This is a genomic window from Massilia aurea (genome assembly GCF_024753205.1).
Lineage (GTDB): Bacteria > Pseudomonadota > Gammaproteobacteria > Burkholderiales > Burkholderiaceae_D > Telluria > Telluria aurea.
This window is the reverse complement of sequence record NZ_JANUGZ010000003.1, coordinates 395,853-419,502: the sequence shown is the minus strand read 5'-3', so window position 1 is coordinate 419,502 and position 23,650 is coordinate 395,853. Positions and strand designations below refer to the sequence as shown.

The window sequence follows — 23,650 nt, the reverse complement described above, 5'->3', positions numbered from 1 at the left end:
CGTGGCATGACGCAGCAAGCAAAAGATAACGCAGGCTTTGCCCTGCCGGCACCGGTCGAAGGCGGGCAGGCGCCAGCCGCGGCAGCGACCCCGGCGACCCCGGCAACGGGAACGCCCGAGACGGTCGAATCGCTGCCGGCGACCACCGATGTCGACACGTCGTCGCGCGATGCGCTGATCGGCGGGGGCGTGCTGCTGGTGCTGTTCATCGCGTTCTTCTTTGCCAAAAATGCCTACGCCAACACGCTGGTGGCAAAACGTATTCAACCGGGAAAGGCGAATGCGGCCGGCTGGTGGCTGTTCATCTTTTTGGCCAGCCTGTCGACCGGCGTCGTACTGGCGGCAATCAATGCACCGAAGTTCATGGCGCCCCTGATCATCGGGCCACTGACGCTGATCGGCCTGATTGCGCTGGTGTTGATGCTGCTGTCTTCCCGCAAATAAGTACCCAGACCAGGAACCACGCGACATGGCAGATAATCTGAACCAAACGATCGGCGCCGGCACCGGCGAGCGCAAGCAGGAGCAGAGCATCGACCTGCGCCCGACGCTGTTCATCGGCATCGGCGGCACCGGCATGGAAGTGCTGATGCGTGTGCGCCGCCGCATCCTCAACACCCTGTGGGGCGGCAACGGGGCGCGCACTCGCGTCGACAGCCTGGCCGAATTTCCGGTCGCGCAGTTCATCCAGTTCGACCTCGACACGGGCGCCGTCATCGACAGCGGCCGCGCCCAGGCCGAAGACCTGCAATTTGACCAGGTCAAGTTCACCGACGAAGAGAAAATCGTCGAAGCGTTCGACATGGACAAGTACAGCCGTGACGACGACGCGCTCGAGAAATACCCGCACATCAAGGAATGGCTGTCGCTGACGCCGAAGAAAATCCGTGAACTGGGCATCGACCCATCCAAGGGCGCGGGCCAGATCCGCGCCGTCTCGCGCCTGTACCTGTTTGACAAGTACACCAAGATCCGCGACAAGATCCGCCTGAAGCTCAAGACGCTCAAGGCCGGCCTGTCGCACGAGCAGCAGCTGGCGCGCCTGGGCCTGCGCATGGAAACCGAGAAGTTCCGCATCGTCATCGTGGGCTCGGTTGCCGGCGGCACCGGCTCCGGCGCCTTCCTCGACATGGGTCTGCTGGCGCGCTGGCTGGCCAAGTCCGAAGTGGGCAATGCCGACGTCGAACTGATGCTGTTCTTGCCGACCGGCTACGCGGGCGCCAACAAGGAGCGCACCGAAGCGAACGGCTACGCCGCGCTGATGGAACTCGAATCGGCCATGCTCGGCAACAAGGGCTACGTGGGCCGCTGGGATGCCTACGATCAGCCGGAATTGCCGCGCGAACCGTACAGCGAAGTCTATCTGATCGACTCGGGCAACCTGGCCCAGCAGCACACGAATGACGTCAAGGATGTCTACCACATGGTGGCCGACACGCTGTTCGAAGATTTTGCCTCGGGCGACTTCGCGCGCCGCAAGCGCTCGGTGGCCGTGAACCAGGCGCAGCACAAGAACTTCCTGCACGACGCGCTGGTGCCGAAGAACCGCTTTGCCGACATGCGCCTGTCGTACTCGAAGCGCTTCTCGTCGTTTGGCCAGGCCGTGCTCGACACGCGCCAGGAAGCGCGGCGCGAAGAGCGCGCGCACCGCTGGGCCGGCGCCATGCTCAAGGCCTTCTTTGGCGTGGGCGGCGTCGACACCGGCGTGAACCGCGCCACCGACAAGCAGCGCGACGAATTCATGGCGGCCCAGATGGCGCTGCGCGCCGCGCCGTTCAGCGATTTCCCGACCTTCTCCGACCGCAACGTCGAGCTGAAACGCTCGAGCGGCGAGTTCCTCGATTACGCCCTCGTCGACGACCTGCTGCAGGACAAGCACGGCCTGCTGCTGGCCGGCGTCGAGCAGCGCGTCAACGCACGCATCGACAGCATCCGTACCGGCTTCGATCGCGCCGAGTGGCCGACGCAGGTGCGCGAAACCGTCCAGCAGCTCGAGCGCGACTCGGTGCGCGACCAGGATTCCACCGCCGATACGACCGAAGACCGCGTGGTCAAACGCCGGCGCGAGGTGCTGGAACGCATCAAGCACGCGATCCGCGACCAGCTCTACGCCTACCTCGACAACAAGGATTTCGGCGGCCTCGAATACGTGCTGTCGCTGGTCGAGCAGATCAAGGACCGGCTCGAAGCACCGGGCACCGGCCTGATCAGCGCACTCAAGCTCAACAGCGAGCGTTATCGCGAAATCAAGGAAGCGGTGCGTACCCGCGAATACGAACGCCTGCTGGCCAACCTCGAACAGACCCGGGGCGGCTTCTTCAGCAGCAATAATGAAAAGCAGGCAGTCACGGTGCTGGACCACCTGCGCACCGAAATCGCCAACGCGCTCAAGTTCCACCTGCGCGCCAAGGCGGCCGACGAAGCGGCGATCCTGATGGCCGACCTGTCTGCCTGGCTGGGCAAGAAGAACGGCGTCGACGCGCAGGGCCGCGCCATCTGGAACGGCCTGGTCGGCGAATTGCAAGCCGGCCGCGAAGCCGTGCTGACCATGCTGGGCCAGCTGCAGCACGCCAACGCCATCATCCAGCAAGACCTGAACAAGGACCACGCCACCCTGATCACGGTGCCGGTAGCCGAGCGCAACGTGCCGATGCCGAACGCGCTGCAACTGCGCGAATGGGCGGACGAGGCGTTCAAGGACCTGGGCGGCTCGAAGGTGCTGTTCCCGATGCTGGGCGACGCCGCCCAGCGCAGCGAGATCATCAACAAAGTAAAACGGATGGCCGAGCGGCAGTTGACGCTGGCCGGTGCGGGCGACGCGGACAACGTCGACCACGATCCGTTGATCGAGGCGCTGGAACAGATGAACCCGGCCGAACGGATGGACCGCTTCCGCAAACTGCTGGCCTGCGCGATGCCATGGATCGATGCGAACCTGTCGGGCGACTTCACCGTGAAGGCCGACCAGTTCAAATGCTTCGTGGGCGTGGCCAATGCCGACCGTTTTAAACGCCTGTTTGGCGCCGAGCTCAATACCTGTGTGCCGACCCAGGCCAATATCACCGCGGCGCAATTGTCGATCGTCGAGACCGGCGTGCCGGGCCGCGCCGTCTGCTACTGCGAACTGTCCGGTATCCCGATGACGGTGCTGCGCGGCATGGAAGGGTGGCGTACCAGCTACCGCAAGGAAGCCGAAAAGAACCCGACCCACACGCACATCGACTCGACCCAGTTCAGCCATCCGATGGCGCCGACGACTGACGAGATCAACCGCCTGGCCGAAGACTTCAAGCAGTACCTGCAGGCGATCATGCTGGGCATCCTGACCCGCTCGACCCAACGCGTCATCCCGCGCGGACAGTACCAGTTTGCCGTCGCGCGCGGCGACGTGCGCCGCATCGGCAACGAACGGGCGATTCGCCAGAATGGCTTGCCGGCCACCTACCGCGACGCCATTGTCGAGCGGGTGCAGGAACGTCTGGCTGAACTCGACGCGAGTCAGACCGTCGCGCTGGCGGCGCTGGCCAGCTATTACGAGACGGCCGTCTACACGCCAAAACTGGTGGAAGACGCGACCGGCGCGCAGGATGATCGCAAGGGCTTTGCCAGCGCGATTGCCGGCGAAGCCAAGCGCGAGCTGGCCGAGAAGGCGCGCCGCAAGGGGATGAGCCAGCGCGACATCGACCGCGCCGACGAGCAACTGCTCGAGGTGCTGACGGAGTGGGCGAGCGTCGTGCCGGATTCCGATGAAGACGCGTATGACTGGGAAGTGCGCGAGCCGGGCGAGGACGGCCATCTGCGCCTGAAATACGTGATCAAGCCGGATGCGTTCAATGCTGGCAAGTTAGACGCCTTGCTGGCCCCGCAGGCTACTGCGCCAGCTGCCACGTTCCCGGCGGGCGCGCCGGGCATGCCTGGCATGCCGCCGCCGCTGGGTGCGACGCCACCGCCACTGGGTATGCCGCCACCGCTCGTCGAGCATCAATATCATCTGGGCATTGGCGGGCAGCAGTTCGGCCCGTACACCCCGCAGCAGATCGCGCAGATGGTGCAGGCGGGACAGGTCGTGGTCGCTGGTACGAAGGTGTGGCGCGTGGGCCTTGCAGCGTGGGGTGAGCTGGGGCAGTTGCCGGAATTGACGATGCTGTTCGGGGCGCCGGCCTCGCCGCCGCCGTTGCCACCGATGCTGTGAGGACGAGACTTTGAAACAGTGTTCTGGCTGCAGCGCGACGCTGCAGGGTGAGGTGGCATTCTGTCCATTCTGTGGTGAAGGGGTGGATGGGGCGGTGCGCAAGGTGGGGCAGGGTGCTGCTCCTGTCGCTGCTCCTGCTTCGGTTGCTGCGGTACCAGCGCCGCCGAGCGTGCCTGTGCCTCCCGCTCCAGCTGCGCCTGTCGTAACGCCGCAATCTGCTGCCGCGCCGGCGGCAAGCGTCCCGCCTGCTGCTGCCGTGCCGCCGCCATCTGCGCCCGCAGCGCCTTTCCGTTCTGCAGCCGATCGCGCGCCGATACCGCCTGCAACGCGCAAAGGCGGGAAGGGCAAGTGGATTGCCGGCGGGATCGCACTGCTGCTGGTCGTGCTCTACAACGTGGGTTCCGGGGACAAGCCGGTGATCGAGGAAAACGCCTGCGAATCTGCCTTCGACCTGGGCACCCAGGCGGTCACGTCGGGCGACCTCGCCGCCGCGCGTACCCAGGCGCTACGGGCCAGCGCCGAATGCGGCGACAAGGAACGCGCCAAGGTCAACACCTTACAACGTGCGATTGCAGCAGCTGAAAAGACCGACAACGCCTGCCAGCGCAACTTCCGTTCAATCGATGGCTTGCTGCAAGACAGCCGGCCTGGTCGTGCGCGCGCAGGACTGAACGAATTGACGGCGGCGTGTTCAAACAAGCCGGAGGCCGAAGCCTTGCGCACCCGGCTGGAGGCGACCCAGGAATCCATCAAGGCAGCGCTGGCTGACGTGCGCAGCGCGCTCGATGCACGTGATCAGGCGCAAGCAAGGGCCGCACTGGCCAAACTGACGGGCCTGAACCGCGATGAACCCAGCCTGAACCAGCTCAAATGGGAGGTCGACGCACTGGACGCCGCCGCTGCGGCTGCAGCCCAACCGGCGCCGCCTGCCGAGGTCTTCATGCCAGGCGCCGTTCCGGTTCCGCGCGCACCAAGCCAGGTGCAGGAGCCGGCTGCGCCGCGGGCGCCGACCGCGCCGACTGCGTCAGGTACGCAAGACGCGGGCGCAGCGCAGCGCACGTCGATGGCAACGATGTTCCTGCGTGATGCTGAGCAGGCGCTGTTGCAGCGAAAATTTGATGCCGCCAAAACCTATGTAGAAAGCGCACGTCGTGCCGATCCGAACAATCCGCAGCTCGACAGCATGATGCAGCAGATCCGCGATCGCGAACGCCAGATGCTGCAAGAAGAAACCACCATCAGATAATGCAGTCTCATCAGGGAAAACCATGAAAACGCCAATGAAAAAGATCGTTGTGCTGACGTTGCTGACGAGCCTGGTATCCGGCTGCGCCACCACGGGCCAGAGCGGCATGTCGCAAACGCAGTACCCGCAAGGCGGCGTCGCCGCCGAGCAGGACCCGTGCGCCGTCGGCTCGTCGGCACTGATGGGCGCCGCAGCCGGCGCACTGCTGGGCGCACTGATGGACGGCAAACGCGGCGCAGCAAGGGGCGCCGCCGCCGGTGGCATCGTGGCCGCACTGGGCTGCGTGGCCATCAACTCGCAATCACGTCAGACCCGCACCGCCGCCCAGGTCGACAACGACTTCATCCGCACCCGCGGCCGCCTGCCAGCCGAGCCGCAAGTGGTGTCGTACCAGCCACGCCTAAATGCCAGCACGGTGCAGCGTGGCAAACCGGTGGTGGTCAACTCAACCGTTGAACTGGTGAACGGTGCGACGACACCGGTCATGCAAGTGCGCGAAGAGTTGGTGGTGTTCGATCAGGATGGCAAGCAGTTCAAATCAGGCTCCAAAGCGCTGACCAACAACTCGGGCGGACGCTTTGAAAACTCGTTTGAAATCACGTTGCCGAAGGATGCGTCGCAGGGAAGGTATGCGCTGCGGACCAATTTGTACGTCAACGGCAAATTGTCGGCGTCGCGGGATTTGAATACGCAGTTGGTATGGAATGGGGTTGAGCAGGTGATGATTGCCAGCCGCTGACTTAAACCAAAGCCGGGGTCAGGTCTGACATTCGGACACGAGCTCAGGCTTACCATAACGTCGAAGACTGAAAAGTTTGGCTTAGCAAAGACATTGTTTGCCTCATTGGAAGAACAACAGGATGAATCTAGGGCACGTGTCTGAATGTCGGACCCGCCCCCATCTTTCTGACCTGACGCTACTTTTTTGGGCCTGGCCGAAGTAGAAGCGCAAAATCATTTGCACTGGACGGATGCTGTCACTTGGCGCGACTCCACTGTTCGCTGTTTGAGTATGCAATGTCTCGCGGAAGCGCTAACGCGATACCAGCGAGCGGTAGTGGGCTCGTACCAGCAGGCTATCCACCTCACCTCGCCACCACTGAAGCCGAATCTGACATCGTGGCCGCCGCGCACCATTTTCGGCTCACCCATCAATTCGTACTGTTTTCCATCACCTTCAAACATGCCGGCCCCGATGAGTCGCGCTCCAGAATTCTTCGCAGGACAGTCGATTACCTCTGCTTGCACGGCGCCAGAAGCCAAGATAATTGCGAGCAGTGCTGCCTTCATTTGGAAACCACCACGTAGAACTGGTCTGCGTTATCTGAGTCGGAATAGGCACTTCCTTGGGCCTTACTTTTGCCCCGCGCGACGATTTCCCGCTGCCTGACGGTATTCGGGATGCGCGTGCGCCATTGGTCCATGACACGTATATTCCTTTTTTTGGCGCTCGATACGCCCCTCCCGCAAAGTTCCACGAAAAGAGCTGCATGGTATCCATGCTGATTCGGAAAGCGCCCATTACCCTGCTTGTCGAATACGAAGTTCGCGATCACCGTTCCCGGATTCATATAGCTTAGGTCGACTACGCGAGGTCCTGGCCTCCATCGGCTCGTATGCCCAACACTTGTCGTTGCCTGCACAAGTGCTACACACTCGCCGTCTGAAAATGGTGCGCGACCGTTTAGTTTTTCCACGTCCCCAGAATAGATGAAATAGGCCATAGCCCCTCCCAATTGAGTTAGGGATATTTTCTATTTATAGTCGCTACCAGATTTTGGCGTGGGTCAGCGGGCTTGAGATGTGAGGTTGACTTACCCGGATCAGAGATAACTCAGCAAACACTTGCTTGCTTATGGCGCGGCGCTTGTCCGGACGGGGGAGCACCCGCACTCACCGAAGACGACGTGACTGCCATCCAGGAGCGCAGCGCCGACTCGATCGACGTTCTCGCGTTGCCGTGTGAAGCCAGGGAAGCCGGGGTCAGGTATCAAATTCGGACACGAGCTCACGCTTAACATAGCAGCAAGAGCCTAGGAAGTTTGCTGAGCAAAGAGTTTCGATGCCGTGCAGGAAGGACTACAGGCTCAATCTTGAGGTCGTGTCCGAATGTCAGACCTGACCCCGGCTTTTGCTCCGATCAGAACGCAAAAAGCCCAGTCCGAAGACTGGGCTTTTTACTTGCATTCTGTGGGGTGGCTGATGGGGCTCGAACCCACGACAACAGGAATCACAATCCTGGACTCTACCAACTGAGCTACAGCCACCACTGAACTACTACATCTGTCTCGTTGTTTCCGCGACAGAACAAGATTATATAAACTTTAGCCCGTGCTTGCAAATTTAATTGCATGTCGAAGCAGAGGGCGCTTGCGGCTCGGCAATGTTGACCGCGTACACGGGCGGATCGATCCCCAGCAGGCTGCGAAACGCCGCCGTCAGCGCCACCGCACTGGCTGTCGTGTAGCCTGTTAGCCCAGCTGGCAGCGCATCCAAACCAACAGTCCGCGCCAACCCACCAGCCACGAGCAAGCGTGCCAGTTGCCGCGCCACGGCATCCCCCGTATCCACCAGCGCCACGTCACCATGTCCAGAGCTACCCAGCAACCGCTCGATCGCCCCACGCACCAGCGGATAGTGCGTGCAGCCCAGCACCAGCGTATCGGCATCCTGCGCCAGTAGCGGCGCAATGAAGCGGTCCAGCGTGGCCATCATGGCGCTGGAGTCCAGCTCGCCCAGTTCGATCTGGTCCACCAGGCCCACGCACGGCTGCAGCAAGAAATCCACGCCGGTCTCACGATGGATCTGGTCGCGCAGCAGCAAGAACTTTGCGCCTTGCAGCGTGCGCGCCGTCGCCAGCACGCCCACCTTGCCAATGCGGGTGAGTGCAGCAGCCGGCTTCAACCCCGGCTCCACGCCGACAACCGGCATGCCCGGATGCGTCTCACGCAGCACGCGCACCGCCGCCACGGTGGCCGTATTGCATGCCACGACGATCGCCTTGGCGCCTTGCGCAATCAGAAAATCAGCAATCGCCAGCACACGCGCAATGACGAGCGACTCCGGCTTGTCGCCATACGGCGCATAGCCGGAATCGGCGACATACAACAGGTGTTCATGCGGCAGCTGCGCCTGGATGTGGCGCAGCACCGAGAGACCGCCGACGCCCGAGTCGAACATGCCGACCGGGGCGTCGTGGGAAAGCGTGGTGGAGACCATGCTGAAGGGGAGAGGTGTTATGCGACGTTGATCGGCACGCCGCGCAGCGATTCGATCTTGGCCGACCATTCCTTCGGGCCGGTCGTGTGGACCGACGTGCCGGTCGAATCGACGGCGACGGTCACTGGCATGTCGGTCACGTCGAACTCGTAGATCGCTTCCATGCCCAGGTCCGCAAAGCCGACGACGGTCGCCGACTTGATCGCTTTCGAGACCAGGTACGCCGAGCCGCCGACCGCCATCAGATAGGCCGACTGGTGCTTCTTGATCGACTCGATGGCGGCCGGGCCGCGCTCGGCCTTGCCGATCATCGAGATCAGGCCGGTCTGCTCAAGCATCATGTCGGTGAACTTGTCCATGCGTGTGGCGGTGGTCGGGCCAGCCGGGCCGACCACTTCGTCGCCGACCGGATCGACCGGGCCGACGTAATAGATCACGCGGTTGGTGAAGTCCACCGGCAGCGATTCGCCCTTGGCCAGCATGTCCTGGATGCGCTTGTGCGCCGCGTCGCGGCCCGTCAGCATTTTGCCATTGAGCAGAAGCGTCTGGCCCGGTTGCCACGAAGCGACTTCTTCCTTGGTCAGCGTGTTCAGGTCGACGCGCTTGGATTTCTGCGTGTCCGGCGTCCAGTTCACATCAGGCCAGCTCGACAGCGCAGGCGGTTCGATGTAGACCGGGCCCGAGCCGTCCAGCACGAAGTGCGCATGGCGCGTGGCGGCGCAGTTCGGGATCATCGCCACGGGCTTCGACGCCGCGTGTGTCGGGTACATATTGATCTTCACGTCCAGCACCGTGGTCAGGCCGCCCAGGCCCTGCGCGCCGATGCCCAGCGCGTTGATCTTGTCGCACAGCTCGATGCGCAGTTCTTCGAGTTTGTTGTTCGGGCCGCGCTGGCGCAGCTCGTACATGTCGATGTCTTCCATCAGCGACTCTTTGGCCATCAGCATCGCCTTTTCGGCGGTACCGCCGATACCGATGCCGAGCATGCCCGGCGGGCACCAGCCCGCGCCCATCAGCGGCACGGTTTTCAGCACCCAGTCGACCAGCGAGTCGGATGGGTTGAGCATGACGAACTTGGTTTTATTTTCCGAGCCGCCGCCCTTGGCCGCGACTTTCACGTCGACGGTTTCGCCCTCGACCAGCTCCATGTGGACCACGGCCGGGGTGTTGTCCTTGGTGTTCTTGCGCTCGAAATGCGGGTCGGCCACGATCGAGGCGCGCAGCTTGTTGTCGGCGAAGTTGTAGGCGCGGCGCACGCCTTCATTGACGGCGTCCGTGACGGTGCCCGTGAAACCCTCGAAGCGCACGCCCATGCCGATTTTGAGGAACACGTTGACGATGCCGGTGTCCTGGCAGATCGGGCGTTTGCCTTCGGCGCACATGCGCGAATTGGTCAGGATCTGGGCGATCGCATCCTTGGCGGCCGGGCTCTGCTCGGCCTCGTAGGCGCGCGCCAGGTGCTGGATGTAATCCGCAGGGTGGTAGTAGCTGATGTACTGCAGTGCTGCCGCGACCGATTCGATCAGGTCGTCTTGGGTAATCACGGTTGCCATGTTCGCTCTTTCAGGGGTACCAGGAATGTTTGTTTTAAGCGTGTTTGTCGTTGTGCGTGCTCATCACGATGCGGTCGGTGTAGGCAATCGCCATAGCCGAGAGCAGGAACGCGAAGTGGATCAGGGTCTGGAAGAACAGCGTCTTCACATCGTATGACGACGCGTTGATGAAGGTCTTGAGCAGATGAATCGACGAAATGCCGATGATCGCCATCGCCAGCTTGGTCTTCAGGACCGACGCGTTCACGTGCGACAACCATTCTGGCTGGTCCGGGTGACCATCCAGATGCATGCGCGACACGAACGTCTCATAACCCCCGATGATCACCATGATCAAGAGGTTCGAGATCATCACCACATCGATCAGACCGAGCACGACCAGCATGATGATGGTTTCATTGAGCCGGGTAGGGCGAGTAGCGCCCGGGACGCTGACGGCATCGATGATGTGTTTGAGCGAATCGGCGTTGCCCATGGCGGCGCCGATCAGGTCGACGAGTTCGACCCAGAAGTGAAAGACGTAGACGCACTGGGCCAGGATCAGGCCCAGGTAGAGCGGCAGTTGCAGCCAGCGGCTCGAGAAAATCAGCGAATTGAGGGGTGACAGCTTGCGAAAAGGCTGGTTCGGGGGCAGAGACGACATCGGGATGGAACTCCAGGAAATGCGAGAAAATTCAGCACGGCATTTTACACCGGCGTTGGCGTTACGGTGGCGTCGGCAGAGCACTTGCCCGCTTTGCAACGGACGGCGTTAGAATGAATCGGGCGGCGCAGGCTGGCCCAACGCCTGGTCGCCGGGGCGATGTGTAAGGGCTCAGTAAGCGAGCGCCCCTATGGTATCGGCATAACCCACTAACTAGAATGGAGACTGACATGTCCGAGAACGAGACGACGCAGGAGCAATCCCAGGGCCTGCAAGAACATCGCGTATTCCAGCCGCCGCACGACTTTGCCGCCAACGCCACCGTCAGCGGCATGGCTGCCTACGACAAGCTGTGCGCCGAAGCCGCCAGCGACTACGAAGGTTTCTGGGCCCGCCTGGCGCGCGAGAACCTCGACTGGCACAAGCCATTCACCAGCACGCTCGACGAGTCCGACGCACCGTTCTACAAATGGTTCGGCGACGGCCAGCTCAATGCGTCGTACAACTGCCTCGACCGCAACCTTGAAAACGGCAACGCCGACAAGACCGCGATCATCTTCGAAGCCGACGACGGCGCCGTCAACCGCGTGACCTACCGCGAGCTGCACGAGCGCGTCTGCAAATTCGCCAACGCGCTCAAATCGCGCGGCATCAAGAAGGGTGACCGCGTCATCATCTACATGTCGATGTCGGTCGAAGGCATCAGCGCGATGCAGGCCTGCGCCCGTATCGGCGCGACCCACTCGGTGGTGTTTGGCGGCTTCTCCGCCAAGTCGCTGCAGGAGCGCATCATCGACGCCGGCGCAGTCGCGGTCATCACGGCCGACGAGCAGCAGCGCGGGGGCAAATCGCTTCCGCTGAAAGCCATCGTCGATGAAGCCCTTGGCATGGGCGGCTGCAACACGGTCAAGGACGTCATCGTCTACAAGCGCACCGGCGGCGACGTCGCCTTCCAGGAAGGGCGTGACCTGTGGCTGCACGAGCTGGTCGAAGGCCAGTCGGCCGACTGCGAGCCGGAATGGGTCGACGCCGAGCACCCGCTGTTCATCCTCTACACGTCCGGCTCGACCGGCACTCCGAAAGGCGTGCAGCACTCGACCGGCGGCTACCTGCTGTGGGCCGCGCTGACCATGAAGTGGACGTTCGACCTGAAGCCCGACGACGTTTTCTGGTGCACCGCCGACATCGGCTGGATCACCGGCCACACCTACATCGCCTATGGCCCGCTGGCCGTCGGCGGCACGCAGGTCGTGTTCGAGGGCGTGCCCACCTTCCCGAACGCCAGCCGCTTCTGGAAGACGATCGAAAAGCACAAGGTCAGCATCTTCTACACGGCGCCAACGGCGATCCGCTCGCTGATCAAGGCATCGGACGTGGACGAGAAAGTCCATCCGAAGAATTCGGACCTGTCGAGCCTGCGTTTGCTGGGTTCGGTCGGCGAGCCGATCAATCCGGAAGCCTGGATGTGGTACTACAAGAACGTCGGCGGCGAACGCTGCCCGATCGTCGACACCTTCTGGCAGACCGAAACGGGCGGCCACATGATCACGCCACTGCCGGGCGCGACGCCGATGGTGCCGGGTTCGTGCACGCTGCCGCTGCCGGGCATCATGGCCGCGATTGTCGATGAAGCCGGCGCCGACGTGCCGAACGGGCAGGGCGGCATCCTGGTCGTGAAGCGCCCATGGCCGTCAATGATCCGCACCATCTGGAACAACCCGGACCGGTTCCGCACCAGTTATTTCCCGGATGAGCTGGGTGGCAAATACTACCTGGCGGGCGACGGCGCGATCCGCAACAAGGACACGGGCAACTTCACGATCACGGGCCGCATCGACGACGTGCTGAACGTCTCGGGTCACCGCATGGGCACGATGGAAATCGAATCGGCGCTGGTGGCCAATTCGCTGGTGGCCGAAGCGGCGGTGGTGGGGCGCCCGGACGACACGACGGGCGAATCGATCTGCGCCTTCGTCGTGCTCAAGGGCGCGCGGCCAACGGGCGAAGAAGCCAAGAAAATCGCCAATGAACTGCGTGCGTGGGTGGGCAAGGAGATCGGTCCGATCGCCAAGCCAAAGGAAATCCGCTTCGGTGACAATCTGCCAAAAACCCGCTCAGGCAAGATCATGCGCCGCCTGCTGCGCGTGCTGGCCAAGGGCGAGAACATCACGCAGGATGTGTCGACGCTTGAAAATCCAGCGATTCTGGAGCAGTTGAAAGAATCGGCGTAATCGCAAGCGTCTGCACCGGCCTGCAGGCCGGTGAAAAAAATGCCCGTGGTCGCATTGCGAACACGGGCATTTTTTATGACGCGAACCACCATCACAACTTCTGCAACTGCTCCTTCGCATACGTCGCACCCGCACCGGTCGGCGCTAATTCGAGATACGTGGTGAACGCCGCCCTGGCTTTCTGCGGCTGCTTCGACCTGACATACGCATCACCCAGATTGCGATACGCGATCGCCCGCGACGGATCGATCTTGACGGTATTTTCAAACCAGCGCGCCGCCTCGACAAAACGATCCTGCTTGTAAAACACGAAGCCCAGATTGTTCGCCGCCAGCGCAAAATCCGGCCGCAGCTTGAGCGCCTCGGTAAACTGCGCCTCGGCCTGCGCATACTGCTTCTCCCGATACAGCTGCAGCCCCAGATCGTTGGCACGCTGCGCCTGCTGCCGGCTTGACACCGGCACCGCCGCCGGCGCCTTGAGCCGCGTCTCGCCACCCTGCAGATCCTTGACCACGACGGTGCCCGTTGCCTTCGATGCCTGCGCATCGAGCCGCGTATTGAGCGCAATCGCATCGTTCGACAACTGCGCCGTGCCGGCCGTGAGGAACTCGGTTTCTTCGGGCAGCTCGAACACGAAGTCGCCGCCTTCCGATCCCGGCAAGCTGCCAAAGGCGGGCGTCTGCTGCGACACGCTCGACACGGCCGGCGCCACATACGCCGCCAGCTCGGTGGCCGTGATCAAGCCATCGCCATTCAGGTCACCCTTGCCGCCCAGGCCCTGCATCAGGGTCCAGGTAAAGACCGAGTGGCCATTTGGCCCGCCATCGGCCACCAGCTGATCAGTGCCGCCAGCCGTCAGCATCTGCCGGCCCAGGCGGCGCGCGTTATCGCGCAAGAACGACGCATTGGCCGCGCCGCGTGTCAGGCCAAGGCCGCTATAGCAGGCGTCCATCACGAACAACGCGTGCTTGGCCGGCAGGCTCTCGGCGATGTTCTGGATTTCGGTCATCGGAATCGCATCGGTGGCCAGGTTGTTCGGGTCGGCGTCAAACGGCACGATGTAGCCAAGGTCGCGCCCCGAACTGAGCTTGCGCGTGGCGCCGTGCCCGGCGAAGAACACGAACACGCGGTCGTTCGGCTGCAAGCCGCCGTGGGCCAGGCGATCGTGGAACGCGGCCAGGATGCCCTGGCGTGTGGCCTGCTCATTCTTCAACGTGATCACGCGTTCCTGCGCGAAGCCGAACTTCTGCACCAGCAGCCGCTCGACGCCCTCGGCATCGCGCACCGCATATTCCAGGCGCGGCCACTTCGGATAATTGTCGATGCCCACCAGGATCGCCCACGAATTGGCGTAGCCGGTGGCCGCCGCACGTGGTGCCGGCGCGGGCGCTGCCTTGCTGTCGACTTGGAACTTGGCACCATCCCAACCGGCAAATTGATAGCCCTCGGCCGCCAGGCGTTCCAGAATCATCGGCAACGCCTTGACGGTGCGCTCGTGGATATCGTGGAACAGAATGATGCCGCGGCCTTCCTTCTCGACGCTGCGCAGCACGCGGTCGGCGATCGACGACGGGACCGGGTCGGCCCAATCGAGCGAATCGATATTCCACATCATCGACGTGAGCTGCGCATCGGCCAGCAATTGCATGCCCTCGCGATTACGCGCGCCGTACGGAAAGCGAAACAGCGACGAGCGCTGCGGATCGACGGCCTTGAGCAGCGTATCGGTATCGAGGATTTCGGACTTGAGCTTCGCGCCCGTCTGCTTCGATAACTGCGCATGCGTGAGGCTGTGATTGGCCAGCACGTAGCCGGCGTCCTTGAGCTTGCGACTGACCTGGGCATTGGCGCTCAGCTTGGCGGCACCCTGCGCGTCGAGCGCGCCCAGGTTGCGCCCGACGTTGAAGAAGATCGCCGGCGCGTTGTACTGCTTGAGGATCGCGGCGATTTCTTCGCTGTAGCGGCGGTGCGGGCCGTCGTCGAAGGTGAGAAGCACGGTCTTTTTCGGAAGCGACTTGCCGAAGATCTCGGCGCCTTCGCGCCCGGCCTGCGGCGGCGCGCCCGGTTCTGGGGCAGCAGGTTCTGGTTCCGGCGCAGCGGGGTAGGGCAGCACGACGCCGTATTCCTTCAGGATGCGCTCGCGCGTGTAGAGCTTTTTCAGGTAAGCGATGTAGCTGTCCCACTTCTCGCGCTTCAGCTCGATCGCGCGGGTATCGTAGCGCCCGAAGATCGCGCGGATCTCCTTCTCATAATTGCGCTCGATCTCGGCCAGCGCGTCGAGGTCTTCCGAAATCCGCTTGTGCAGCTTGATCGCGGCGAGCGATGAATCGCTGGCGATCTGCGCCTGCAGGCTGCGCAGGGTTTCGCGAAACGCCAGCCGGTCAGCGTCGTACAGACCGTCGCCCGACTCGATATAGTCGAGCAGGGTGCTGATGGCGTCGAAGCGGCGTGGGTTGTTCGACGCGATCAGCGTGGTCAGGGCGGTCTCGACGCGGCCGATGCGTTCCTGGTTTTCGTGGAACAGCTGCTGGCCGATGCGGTTTGCCTGCGCGCGCTCGGCGGCGGGCAGCGTGGCCTCATCGTGGGTCAGCACGATGATCTTGCGGTAGGCGTCGAGCATGGCGCGCAGCTCGGTTGCGATGGCGCTGGCGTCTTGCGTGCTGGTGGCGGTTGCGGTTGCGGTTGCGGGGGCAGGCTTCGTTTCCTGTGCCCCGGTCGGGGTGCGGTTCGCGAGCCAGGAGCCGGCGCCGGCGCCAGCTGCGGCCACGGCGAAGATGATGAGATAAAGTGATGTGCGTTTCACGACGTATCCGTTGCGGGTAGCGTGCCGGATGGGCAGGCCAGCCGGGAACGATACCATTCGCGGGTGGTTGGGGGGAAGGGGCTTGCCCGACCGTTGTCAGGTCGGTCTTGTACTACCAGGAATTGTTGTTATAATGAGCGGCTTCGTGGAACGTACACGTCGACCATCAGGAGAGATGGATGAGTGGTTTAAGTCGCACGCCTGGAAAGCGTGTGTAGGTTCATAGCCTACCGGGGGTTCGAATCCCCCTCTCTCCGCCAAAAACACTAAAAAGCTCCTATGAAGGGGCTTTTTCAATTCGGTCTGCCCACATCTCTACCCACATGGCTGATTGAGCTGTTTTTAATGTCACTCCAACAGCCGAGCCCTTGGCGTCGCTGGTTCCGTCGGTGGTCCAGGTTTGCTCTTGCTGCTTGTCTCGGTCGCAGCGATCACCGAAGGTTGGCTGATCGAATGAGTCTTCGATTCGCAGCGGTATTTGTAGGTGGCATCCTGGCCACGTATCTGGTGCGTAATCTGATATTTACCCGATTCTGTGAAAAAAGCTGGCATCGGTATCGGTGCTACTTTGTTTTGCTGCAGCGCTTCGATTCGACAATCTGCTGCAGATTGCGCCGTGTATCGCGCTGATCACCGCCTTCTGCGTGATTGCCCGCGGTGCCGATATGTTCCGTTTGTTCTCGTTGCCGACGTCACAGGCTCGGAGAACTTGCTTGCGGAATCTATTTGCTCCACGATTCAGACGCACCGGGAATCGCGGGCCAGGCAGGAGGCCCGCCAGGCGTAGCACCACTTGGAGGCGTACCCCCGTAAGCGTTCAAGGAACCGCTCGCGCGCGTTAATCAATGATCTTCGCGCGCCGAACGCGTCACGACCGCTTGTAACGCAGCCACACGCCGCCACCATCCTGAACCTCTGCCGATTCGAGTTTCAGATAGCTCGGCTGCTTCCAGGAATCTTCGTCAATTTCAAACGACGCGGGATGATGGCCACGCCCATCGACCAGAGGCAATATCAGCACGCTGACTTCATCGACCAGACCGGCATTGACGAAGGAGCCGCTGACGTGCGGGCCACCTTCGACGATCAGTCGCTTCGTGCCCAGCTCATCGGCCAGGGTTTGCACGACCTGCGCCAGATCGATATCGGTTTTGCCTGCAAAAAAATAGGAGACTTGGATCGATTGCAGATAGGCCAGATAGTCATCCGACACGGCTTCCGTCAGAACCGCGACGACGTGCGAGTCGAGTGCCTCATTGCTCTTCCATGCAACCTTGCCGTGGCCGTCGATCGCAATGGCGTAAGTTTTCGCGTCACGCTTGGCGAAATAGGGCGTACGTGGGATCGGCTCCTTCGCCAACCCTTTCGGATAGCCTTCACCATGCGCGATTTCTTCCATGGTCGTGCGGCCGCAAATCCAGCCATCGAAGTCAAACGTCGCGGCCAACTTTTCATACAGGTCGCCTGCGGCTTTCTTGAAGGGCCGATCCCAGCCATCGGTCAGTGCATGGCCGTCGATGGAGGACATCATGTGGCAAATAACATAGGGTTTCATCAAATTCTCCAGAACGAGACATCAGCAAATTGCTCGTCAATTAAAAGGATCATGCCTCGTCATTAAAGTCGGCCGACAAGCTCAGATCGCGTTGCATCGAGATGTCGCGAACGCGTTCTTCCAGGCGCTCAACAACCGCATCGAAGCCCCAGGCGCCCAGCACGAGATGTCGTGGTGCATCGGCGCCATTTGCAATGGTGACCATCGCCTGCGCGGCCTTTACCGGGTCACCGGCCTGCGCGCCGCTGGTTTCTTTGGTCACAGCCAAGCGCTTTGCCGCCGTATCGGCGTAATCGGCAATCCCACTCGTTGTCTGACGCAAGGAGCGGCCCGCCCAATCCGTGCGAAATGGCCCGGGCTCGACGCACGTGACGCCAATTCCCAGCGGAAGCACCTCGGCGCGCAGCGCGTCTGACCAGCCCTCAACCGCATGCTTGGATGCGGCATAGTAGCCAGACCCCGGATAACCGATGAGACCAGCAACCGAGGTGATATTGATGATGTTGCCCTTGCGCTGCTCGCGCATCAAGGGAAGGACCGCCCGCGTCATGGCAAACAGGCCGAAGACATTCGTATCGAACTGCGCACGAATTTCTGCCTCTTCACCTTCTTCGACAGTGCTCTGGTAGCCATAGCCGGCGTTGTTGACCAGGACATCGATGCGTCCGAAGCGTTCGCGCATCGCGGCAACGGCTGCATCGATGTCTGCAGGACGCGTGACATCCAGAGACAGTGCGAGCACGCGATCCGGTGCGCTGCGTTCGATGTCTGCGATGGCGCTCTGGTCGCGCGCGGTGACGACCACGCGCCAACCGCGCTGAACGATCAGTTCAGCCAGAGCCCGACCCAGGCCGGTGGAACAGCCGGTGATGAACCAGACCGGCGTGTTGTCTTGCTCGGAAAAGCCCTGCATCACTTGTTCAAGTGCTCGCGCACCTTGGCTGCACTGTTGCCCACCTGGCCAACCACGCGCTCCAGCTCTTCTTTACTGATGCCCAGAGCTTCAGTCCAATAGCGAACCTCATGGGCCTCGGTGAGGCTGATGAGGTTGCGGTCCGGGTTGCCTTTGTTCGAAAGATTATCTGACATGGGTATCTCCTCAAAAACTGCAGGATGCGCGGCCAGGGCGTACTGAGTCAGTGCGTGATTTCACGAACCGCTTAACAACATGCATGCCGTCGCGATAACGCAGTGCTTCCTGTCTGTTGTTTTCACGGCATGCAGTTCGTCCACTGTTTTATGCAATTCGTCCAATGTGCACCAGTGGTAACCGCGATTTGCCCGATGCCTAGCTTGAAGAACTTCGTGGGTTCATGAACGGCAATAAAAATTGCAATATGAATATTGATTTGGCACACCAAGAATCTGCTAAAATATTTTACAAGAAATAAAAATTGATCAAAATCTACCAAAGTTTCATTGCCTGGGCGACGGAGAGCTCGGGCAATGCCACTCCCCGTCATCAACGTCGATTTTCCACGGAGTCCCATCCTATGCGCATCAAGTCAGTCCTGCTGTTGCTGTCCGCCTTCATCACCTTCAGCGCGGGCATTGCCCACGCGGGCCCGATCCTGGTCCAGAACGGCAATTTCGAGCTGACCTCGAATGGTGGCAACAAGAAAATCAACGGCACGACGGTCGATGCCAGGGGCACCACGCTGACGGGCTGGACCAGCAAGGAAGGTAGCAGCGGATCGGGTGGCTACAACTTCCTCCTGGATGGCGCCACCGCCACCACGACCACGTCGGCGCTGCGGCTCGAAGGCACCAGAAATGGCTTCACCGCCTCGCCAACCGGTGGCAATTTCTTCGCGTCCGACTCGCAGTACTACCCGGGCCAACTGTCCCAGCTGATCAACGGCCTGACGATCGGCACCTCATACCTGCTGACCTTTGACTTCGCACTGGCGCAGCAATCCGGCTTCGTCGGCGCCAACTACGATAATTACTGGCAAGTCGGCTTCGGCAAGGCTACCCAGAACAGCACCAAGCTGAGCATTCCGGATGACGGCTTCAGCGGCTGGAAGTCGGCCACGATGGCCTTTACGGCCACCAGCGCGAGCGAAATGCTGTCGTTCCTGGCCCGTGGCACCGCGCCTGGCGCGCCGCCATTCATGCTGCTCGATAACGTCGCGCTTAATGCCGAAGTGCCCGAGCCAGCCACCTGGACCATGCTGCTCAGCGGCCTGGGCCTGATCGGCTTCATGGCGCGCCGTCGCCGCAACGCACAGGCCTGAAAATACGGGCCGGTGGCGGCAAGCAAGTCTGCCGCTACCCGCCTGTAAATCACCATGCACTTTTCGCCCGCCGAATTCGCCGCCACTGCACTGCGCCTGTGTGTCTGGCTGATCCTGCTCACGGCCCTGTTCGTGCCGCTGGAGCGCTGGTTCGGGGTGCGCCACGACGGGCCGAACGCCGAGCTGCGGCACAACCTCGCGTATTACTTTCTCAGCAGCCTGGTGCCCATCGTGCTGCTGAGCGCGCCGATGGCGCTGCTGGCCGCGCTGGCCGCCTGGCTGGTGCCGGATGCATTGATCACCGCCATCGCCGGCTTGCCGCTCGCCGTGCGCATGGTGCTGGCCTTCGTGATCGCCGAAACGGGCTTCTACTGGGGCCACCGGCTCAGCCACGAGCTGCCGTGGCTATGGCGCTTCCACGCGCTGCACCACAGCACCGAACGCATGCATTTTCTGGCCAACACGCGCAGCCATCCCGTCGACATGATCATCACGCGCCTGTTCGGCATCGTGCCGCTGTATCTGCTGGGGCTGGCCAGCCCGACCGCGGCTGGCAGCGCCGCGCCCGCCGCACTGATCGTGCTGGGCACGTTATGGGGCTTCTTCATCCACGCCAACCTGCGCTGGCGCTTCGGCCCGCTCGAATGGTTCGTCACGACGCCGGCCTTTCATCACTGGCACCACAGCCGGCACGAGCACATCAACCGCAACTACGCGTCCACGCTGCCGTTCCTGGACCGCCTGTTCGGCAGCCACTACCTGCCGCGCCACTGGCCGGCCGAAGTAGGGACCGACACGCCGCTCGCGCCCACGCTGAGCCGCCAGTTGATCGAACCGCTGCTGCCGGCACCGCCAGTCAAACCGGCCGCCGATCATTCATTTTGAAGGGCGACGCCAATACAACGGCGGCCCCCGGATCTGCTTGATTGACGGCGTGATCGCGTACAATGACGGGCCAATCACTACCAAACACACCTAATGGAATGGCTTTTTGACCCAAATATCTGGGTCGGCTTGTTCACCCTTGTCGTGCTCGAGATCGTCCTTGGCATCGACAACCTGATCTTCATCGCCATCCTGGCGGACAAACTCCCCCCGCACCAGCGTGACAAAGCCCGCCTTGTCGGCCTGTCGCTCGCCATGATCATGCGCCTTGGCCTGCTCACCGTCATCGCCTGGCTCGTCAAACTCACCGCCCCCCTGATTGTCCTCGGCCCGCTGACGTTCTCCGGTCGCGACCTGATTTTGCTGGTGGGCGGCTTCTTTTTGCTGGCCAAGGCCACAATGGAGCTGCACGAGCGCGTCGAAGGCAAGCTGCACGTGGCCACCGGCAAGCGCGCCTATGCCAGCTTTGCCGCCGTCGTCGCGCAGATCATCGTGCTCGACGCCGTGTTCTCGCTCGACGCCGTGATTACCGCCGTCGGCATGGTCGACGAGCTGGGCGTCATGATGGCTGCCGTCGTGATCTCGATGGGCGTCATGCTGTTCGCCTCCAAGCCGCTCACGCGCTTCGTCAACGCGCATCCGACTGTCGTCGTGCTGTGCCTGAGCTTCCTCTTGATGATCGGCCTGTCGCTGATCGCCGAAGGCCTGGGCTTCCATATTCCCAAGGGTTACCTGTACGCGGCGATCGGTTTCTCGGTGGTCATCGAGCTGCTCAACCAGCTGGCGCGCCGCAACTTCGTCAAGCAGGATGCGCACATCCCGCTGCGCGACCGCACGGCCGATGCGGTGCTGCGCCTGCTGGGCAGCACGCGCGGGATCGAGCCGGGCGACGAGCCGGATCCGGTGACGAGCAAGCAGCAGAAGCAAAAGCCCGACGAGCCGACCTTTGAGCTTGAAGAACGCAATATGGTCAGCGGTGTCCTGAGCCTGTCGCAGCGCTCGGTGCGCTCGATCATGACCAACCGCTCGGACATCTCGTGGATCAATATCGAGGATGACGCCGACACGATCCGCGCCCAGCTCCTGGCCACGCCGCACGGCTTTTTCCCGGTCTGCCGGGGCGAGCTCGATGAAGTGATCGGCGTCGCGCGCGCAAAAGACCTGATCGCCGATCTGACGCTGTCGGGCGCGATCGACGCGAACAATATCCGCGTGCCGATCATCGTGCCCGACGCCAGCGGCGTGCTCAAGGTGATGGACCGCCTCAAGCGCTCGCACGGCCAGCTGGTTCTCATCGCCGACGAATACGGCACCTTGCAGGGCCTGGTCACGCCGATCGACATCCTCGAAGCCATCGCCGGCGAGTTCCCGGACGAAGACGAGCAGCCCGTCGTGCAGGACCTTGGGGGCGGACGCTGGCGCGTGGATGGCACGGCCGATCTGCACTACCTGGAACAGGTGCTCGAGGTGGACGCGCTGGTGGGCGACACCGACGACTACACGTCGCTGGCCGGCCTGATGCTCGAGCGCTTCGGCACCTTGCCGCTGGTGGGCGACGGCATCGAGATCGAGGGCTTGCGCATGGAAGTCGAAGAGGTGCTGGAGCGCCGTATCGCCTCGGTGCTGGTCACGCGCATCGCCGATCCGCTTTGACGACAAGTTGAACGACCGTTTTTGACAGGGACACGATCATGCAAGCACTCTCCCGGGGCCAGCGCCTGCCCCTGTCCACCGTGGCGCCAGACGGCGTGCTGCAGGCGGGCGTGTCGGCCCAGGGCCTGGCGCTCGATGTCGCGTGCTTTGCGCTGGACGCCGGCGGCAAGCTGGCCGATGAGCGCTATATGACCTTCTTCAACCAGCCCGCGACGCCGTGCGGCGCCGTCGCGCTGGATGCGGCCGGCCAGGATGCTGCGGACTTTAGTTTTCAGCTTGCGCGGCTACCTGGCTGGGTCGAGCGCGTGAGCATCGTCGCCAGTACCGAGGGCGCAGCGACGATGGCGCAACTGCAGACCGGTTGTTTGCGTCTCGTTGGGCCGCAGGGCGAGTTCGCGCGCTTCACGTTCAGCGGCAGCGACTTTGCCGGCGAGCGCGCCGTCATGCTCGGCGAGCTGTATCGCAAGGATGGCGGCTGGCGTTTCATGGCAGTGGGGCAGGGCTTCAACGGCGGCCTGGATGCGCTGGTGCGCCACTTTGGCGGCGCGGTGGCGCAGGAGACGCCCCCGGCGCCTTCAACACCATCGGTCGATCTCGAAAAGCGCGTGGCCCAGGCCGCGCCGCAGCTGGTCAATCTGGTCAAGTCGGCCGCCGTGTCGCTCGAAAAAGCGGGGCTCGCGCAGCACCGCGCCAAGGTATGCCTGGTGCTCGACATCTCCGGTTCGATGAGCGCCTTGTACAGCAAGGGTCTGGTGCAGAAATTCGCCGAGCGCATCCTGGCGCTGGGCTGCCGCTTCGATGACGACGGCGAGATCGACGTGTTCCTGTTTGGCCGCAACGTCCACCAGGGCGAGGCGATGGGCCTGTCGAACTGGCCGAACTACATCAAGGGCATCATCACGCGCCACCCGCTCGAAGGCGATACCCGCTACGGCGCCGCAATCGAAGCTGTGCGCCGCCATTACTTTCCGGATGCGCGTGGCGGCGAGCGCCGTGCCGTCGCCAAGGCCGCCGTGCCGGTGTACGTGATGTTCGTTACCGACGGCTCGACGTCCGACAAGCCGCTGACCGAACGTCAGCTGCGCTGGGCCAGCCGCGAGCCGATCTTCTGGCAGTTCATGGGCATCGGCAAAGGGCGCAAGTCGAAAGCGAAGGCGCTGGCCAGCTTCGCCGACTCGGATTTCCCGTTCCTCGAAAAGCTCGACGAGCTCGATGGCCGCCTGGTCGACAACGCCGACTTCTTCTCGGTCGCCTCGCCCGACGAGCATCCCGACGCCGCGCTGTACGACCTGTTGATGAACGAATACCCGCAGTGGGTGAAGCAGGTCAGGGCGCTCGGCATGATCGGCTGACGCGCCGTAGAAGAGGGCGCATTTGTCATGCAAACAGGCCCCGAAATACCGCTCTTCTCAGCGAATGGAAACCAGTAGTAG

18 protein-coding genes and 2 tRNA genes are annotated in these 23,650 nt (G+C 62.5%); 10 read left to right on the top strand and 10 right to left on the bottom strand.

The annotated features are described in order from the left end of the window. The first annotated feature begins 6 nt into the window (after positions 1-6). The 4 genes from NX775_RS12490 (at position 7) to NX775_RS12475 (ending at position 6,177) form a co-directional block, all read left to right on the top strand. A complete protein-coding gene (locus NX775_RS12490; RefSeq protein ID WP_258836305.1) occupies positions 7-444 on the top strand; it encodes a hypothetical protein in 438 nt (145 codons plus the stop codon). Between the two features lie 25 nt (positions 445-469). After that, positions 470-4,192, top strand: coding sequence for a tubulin-like doman-containing protein (locus NX775_RS12485; RefSeq protein ID WP_258836304.1), 3,723 nt, complete (start codon positions 470-472; stop codon positions 4,190-4,192). A gap of 175 nt (positions 4,193-4,367) precedes the next feature. Beyond that, complete coding sequence (locus tag NX775_RS12480; RefSeq protein WP_258836303.1) at positions 4,368-5,438, top strand: hypothetical protein; 1,071 nt, start codon at positions 4,368-4,370, stop codon at positions 5,436-5,438. Positions 5,439-5,472: 34 nt separating this feature from the next. Next, positions 5,473-6,177 (top strand): hypothetical protein, encoded by a 705-nt coding sequence (locus tag NX775_RS12475; protein ID WP_258836302.1) that lies wholly within the window; start codon positions 5,473-5,475, stop codon positions 6,175-6,177. Between the two features lie 215 nt (positions 6,178-6,392). On the opposite strand, the gene NX775_RS24170 is transcribed toward NX775_RS12475, so the two are convergent. The 6 genes from NX775_RS24170 to NX775_RS12455 all read right to left on the bottom strand — a co-directional run bounded on the left by NX775_RS24170 (position 6,393) and on the right by NX775_RS12455 (position 10,853). Further along, complete coding sequence (locus tag NX775_RS24170) at positions 6,393-6,728, bottom strand: STY0301 family protein (RefSeq protein ID WP_370660580.1); 336 nt, start codon at positions 6,726-6,728, stop codon at positions 6,393-6,395. Beyond that, complete coding sequence (locus NX775_RS24165) at positions 6,725-7,162, bottom strand: BPSL0067 family protein (protein WP_370660579.1); 438 nt, start codon at positions 7,160-7,162, stop codon at positions 6,725-6,727. The genes NX775_RS24170 and NX775_RS24165 overlap by 4 nt, the downstream gene beginning before the upstream one ends. 467 nt (positions 7,163-7,629) lie before the next feature. Beyond that, positions 7,630-7,705 (bottom strand) — tRNA-His (locus tag NX775_RS12470). Positions 7,706-7,781: 76 nt separating this feature from the next. Next, positions 7,782-8,657 (bottom strand): glutamate racemase, encoded by an 876-nt coding sequence (murI, locus tag NX775_RS12465; protein WP_258836301.1) that lies wholly within the window; start codon positions 8,655-8,657, stop codon positions 7,782-7,784. Positions 8,658-8,674: 17 nt separating this feature from the next. Then, the gene (locus tag NX775_RS12460; protein WP_183549636.1) at positions 8,675-10,210 is read right to left on the bottom strand and encodes a fumarate hydratase; all 1,536 of its coding nucleotides are present in this window, start codon (positions 10,208-10,210) and stop codon (positions 8,675-8,677) included. A 34-nt stretch (positions 10,211-10,244) separates the two neighbouring features. After that, positions 10,245-10,853 (bottom strand): TIGR00645 family protein, encoded by a 609-nt coding sequence (locus NX775_RS12455; protein WP_258836300.1) that lies wholly within the window; start codon positions 10,851-10,853, stop codon positions 10,245-10,247. 230 nt (positions 10,854-11,083) lie between these two features. Between NX775_RS12455 and acs the strand changes: the two genes are divergently transcribed. Beyond that, the gene (acs, locus tag NX775_RS12450; protein WP_258836299.1) at positions 11,084-13,084 is read left to right on the top strand and encodes an acetate--CoA ligase; all 2,001 of its coding nucleotides are present in this window, start codon (positions 11,084-11,086) and stop codon (positions 13,082-13,084) included. 91 nt (positions 13,085-13,175) lie between these two features. Here the strand turns inward: acs and NX775_RS12445 are convergent, their stop codons facing one another. Then, on the bottom strand, positions 13,176-15,887 hold the full coding sequence (locus tag NX775_RS12445) for a polysaccharide deacetylase family protein (protein WP_258836298.1): 2,712 nt from the start codon (positions 15,885-15,887) through the stop codon (positions 13,176-13,178). A 169-nt stretch (positions 15,888-16,056) separates the two neighbouring features. Here NX775_RS12445 and NX775_RS12440 point away from each other — a divergent pair. Beyond that, a tRNA-Ser gene (locus NX775_RS12440) sits at positions 16,057-16,147 on the top strand. 608 nt (positions 16,148-16,755) lie between these two features. Here NX775_RS12440 and NX775_RS12435 read toward each other — a convergent pair. From NX775_RS12435 to NX775_RS12425, 3 genes are read right to left on the bottom strand one after another with little or no spacing between them, the layout of a single operon-like run. Continuing rightward, positions 16,756-17,442: a dihydrofolate reductase family protein gene (locus NX775_RS12435; protein ID WP_258836297.1), complete on the bottom strand. Its 687-nt coding sequence runs from the start codon at positions 17,440-17,442 to the stop codon at positions 16,756-16,758. A 49-nt stretch (positions 17,443-17,491) separates the two neighbouring features. After that, complete coding sequence (locus NX775_RS12430) at positions 17,492-18,355, bottom strand: oxidoreductase (protein WP_258836296.1); 864 nt, start codon at positions 18,353-18,355, stop codon at positions 17,492-17,494. After that, positions 18,355-18,531 carry a DUF3606 domain-containing protein gene (locus NX775_RS12425; RefSeq protein WP_258836295.1) on the bottom strand — a complete coding sequence of 59 codons (177 nt, stop codon included), beginning with the start codon at positions 18,529-18,531 and terminating at the stop codon, positions 18,355-18,357. The genes NX775_RS12430 and NX775_RS12425 overlap by 1 nt, the downstream gene beginning before the upstream one ends. 404 nt (positions 18,532-18,935) lie before the next feature. Here NX775_RS12425 and NX775_RS12420 point away from each other — a divergent pair, with 404 nt between their 5' ends. The 4 genes from NX775_RS12420 (at position 18,936) to NX775_RS12405 (ending at position 23,569) form a co-directional block, all read left to right on the top strand. Beyond that, entirely contained in the window at positions 18,936-19,679 is a 744-nt protein-coding gene (locus tag NX775_RS12420) for a PEPxxWA-CTERM sorting domain-containing protein (RefSeq protein ID WP_258836294.1), read from the top strand. 54 nt (positions 19,680-19,733) lie between these two features. Continuing rightward, positions 19,734-20,564 (top strand): sterol desaturase family protein, encoded by an 831-nt coding sequence (locus tag NX775_RS12415; RefSeq protein ID WP_258836293.1) that lies wholly within the window; start codon positions 19,734-19,736, stop codon positions 20,562-20,564. A 93-nt stretch (positions 20,565-20,657) separates the two neighbouring features. Next, complete coding sequence (locus NX775_RS12410) at positions 20,658-22,217, top strand: TerC family protein (protein WP_258836292.1); 1,560 nt, start codon at positions 20,658-20,660, stop codon at positions 22,215-22,217. Between the two features lie 38 nt (positions 22,218-22,255). Then, positions 22,256-23,569: a VWA domain-containing protein gene (locus NX775_RS12405; RefSeq protein WP_258836291.1), complete on the top strand. Its 1,314-nt coding sequence runs from the start codon at positions 22,256-22,258 to the stop codon at positions 23,567-23,569. The last annotated feature ends 81 nt before the right edge of the window (positions 23,570-23,650 follow it).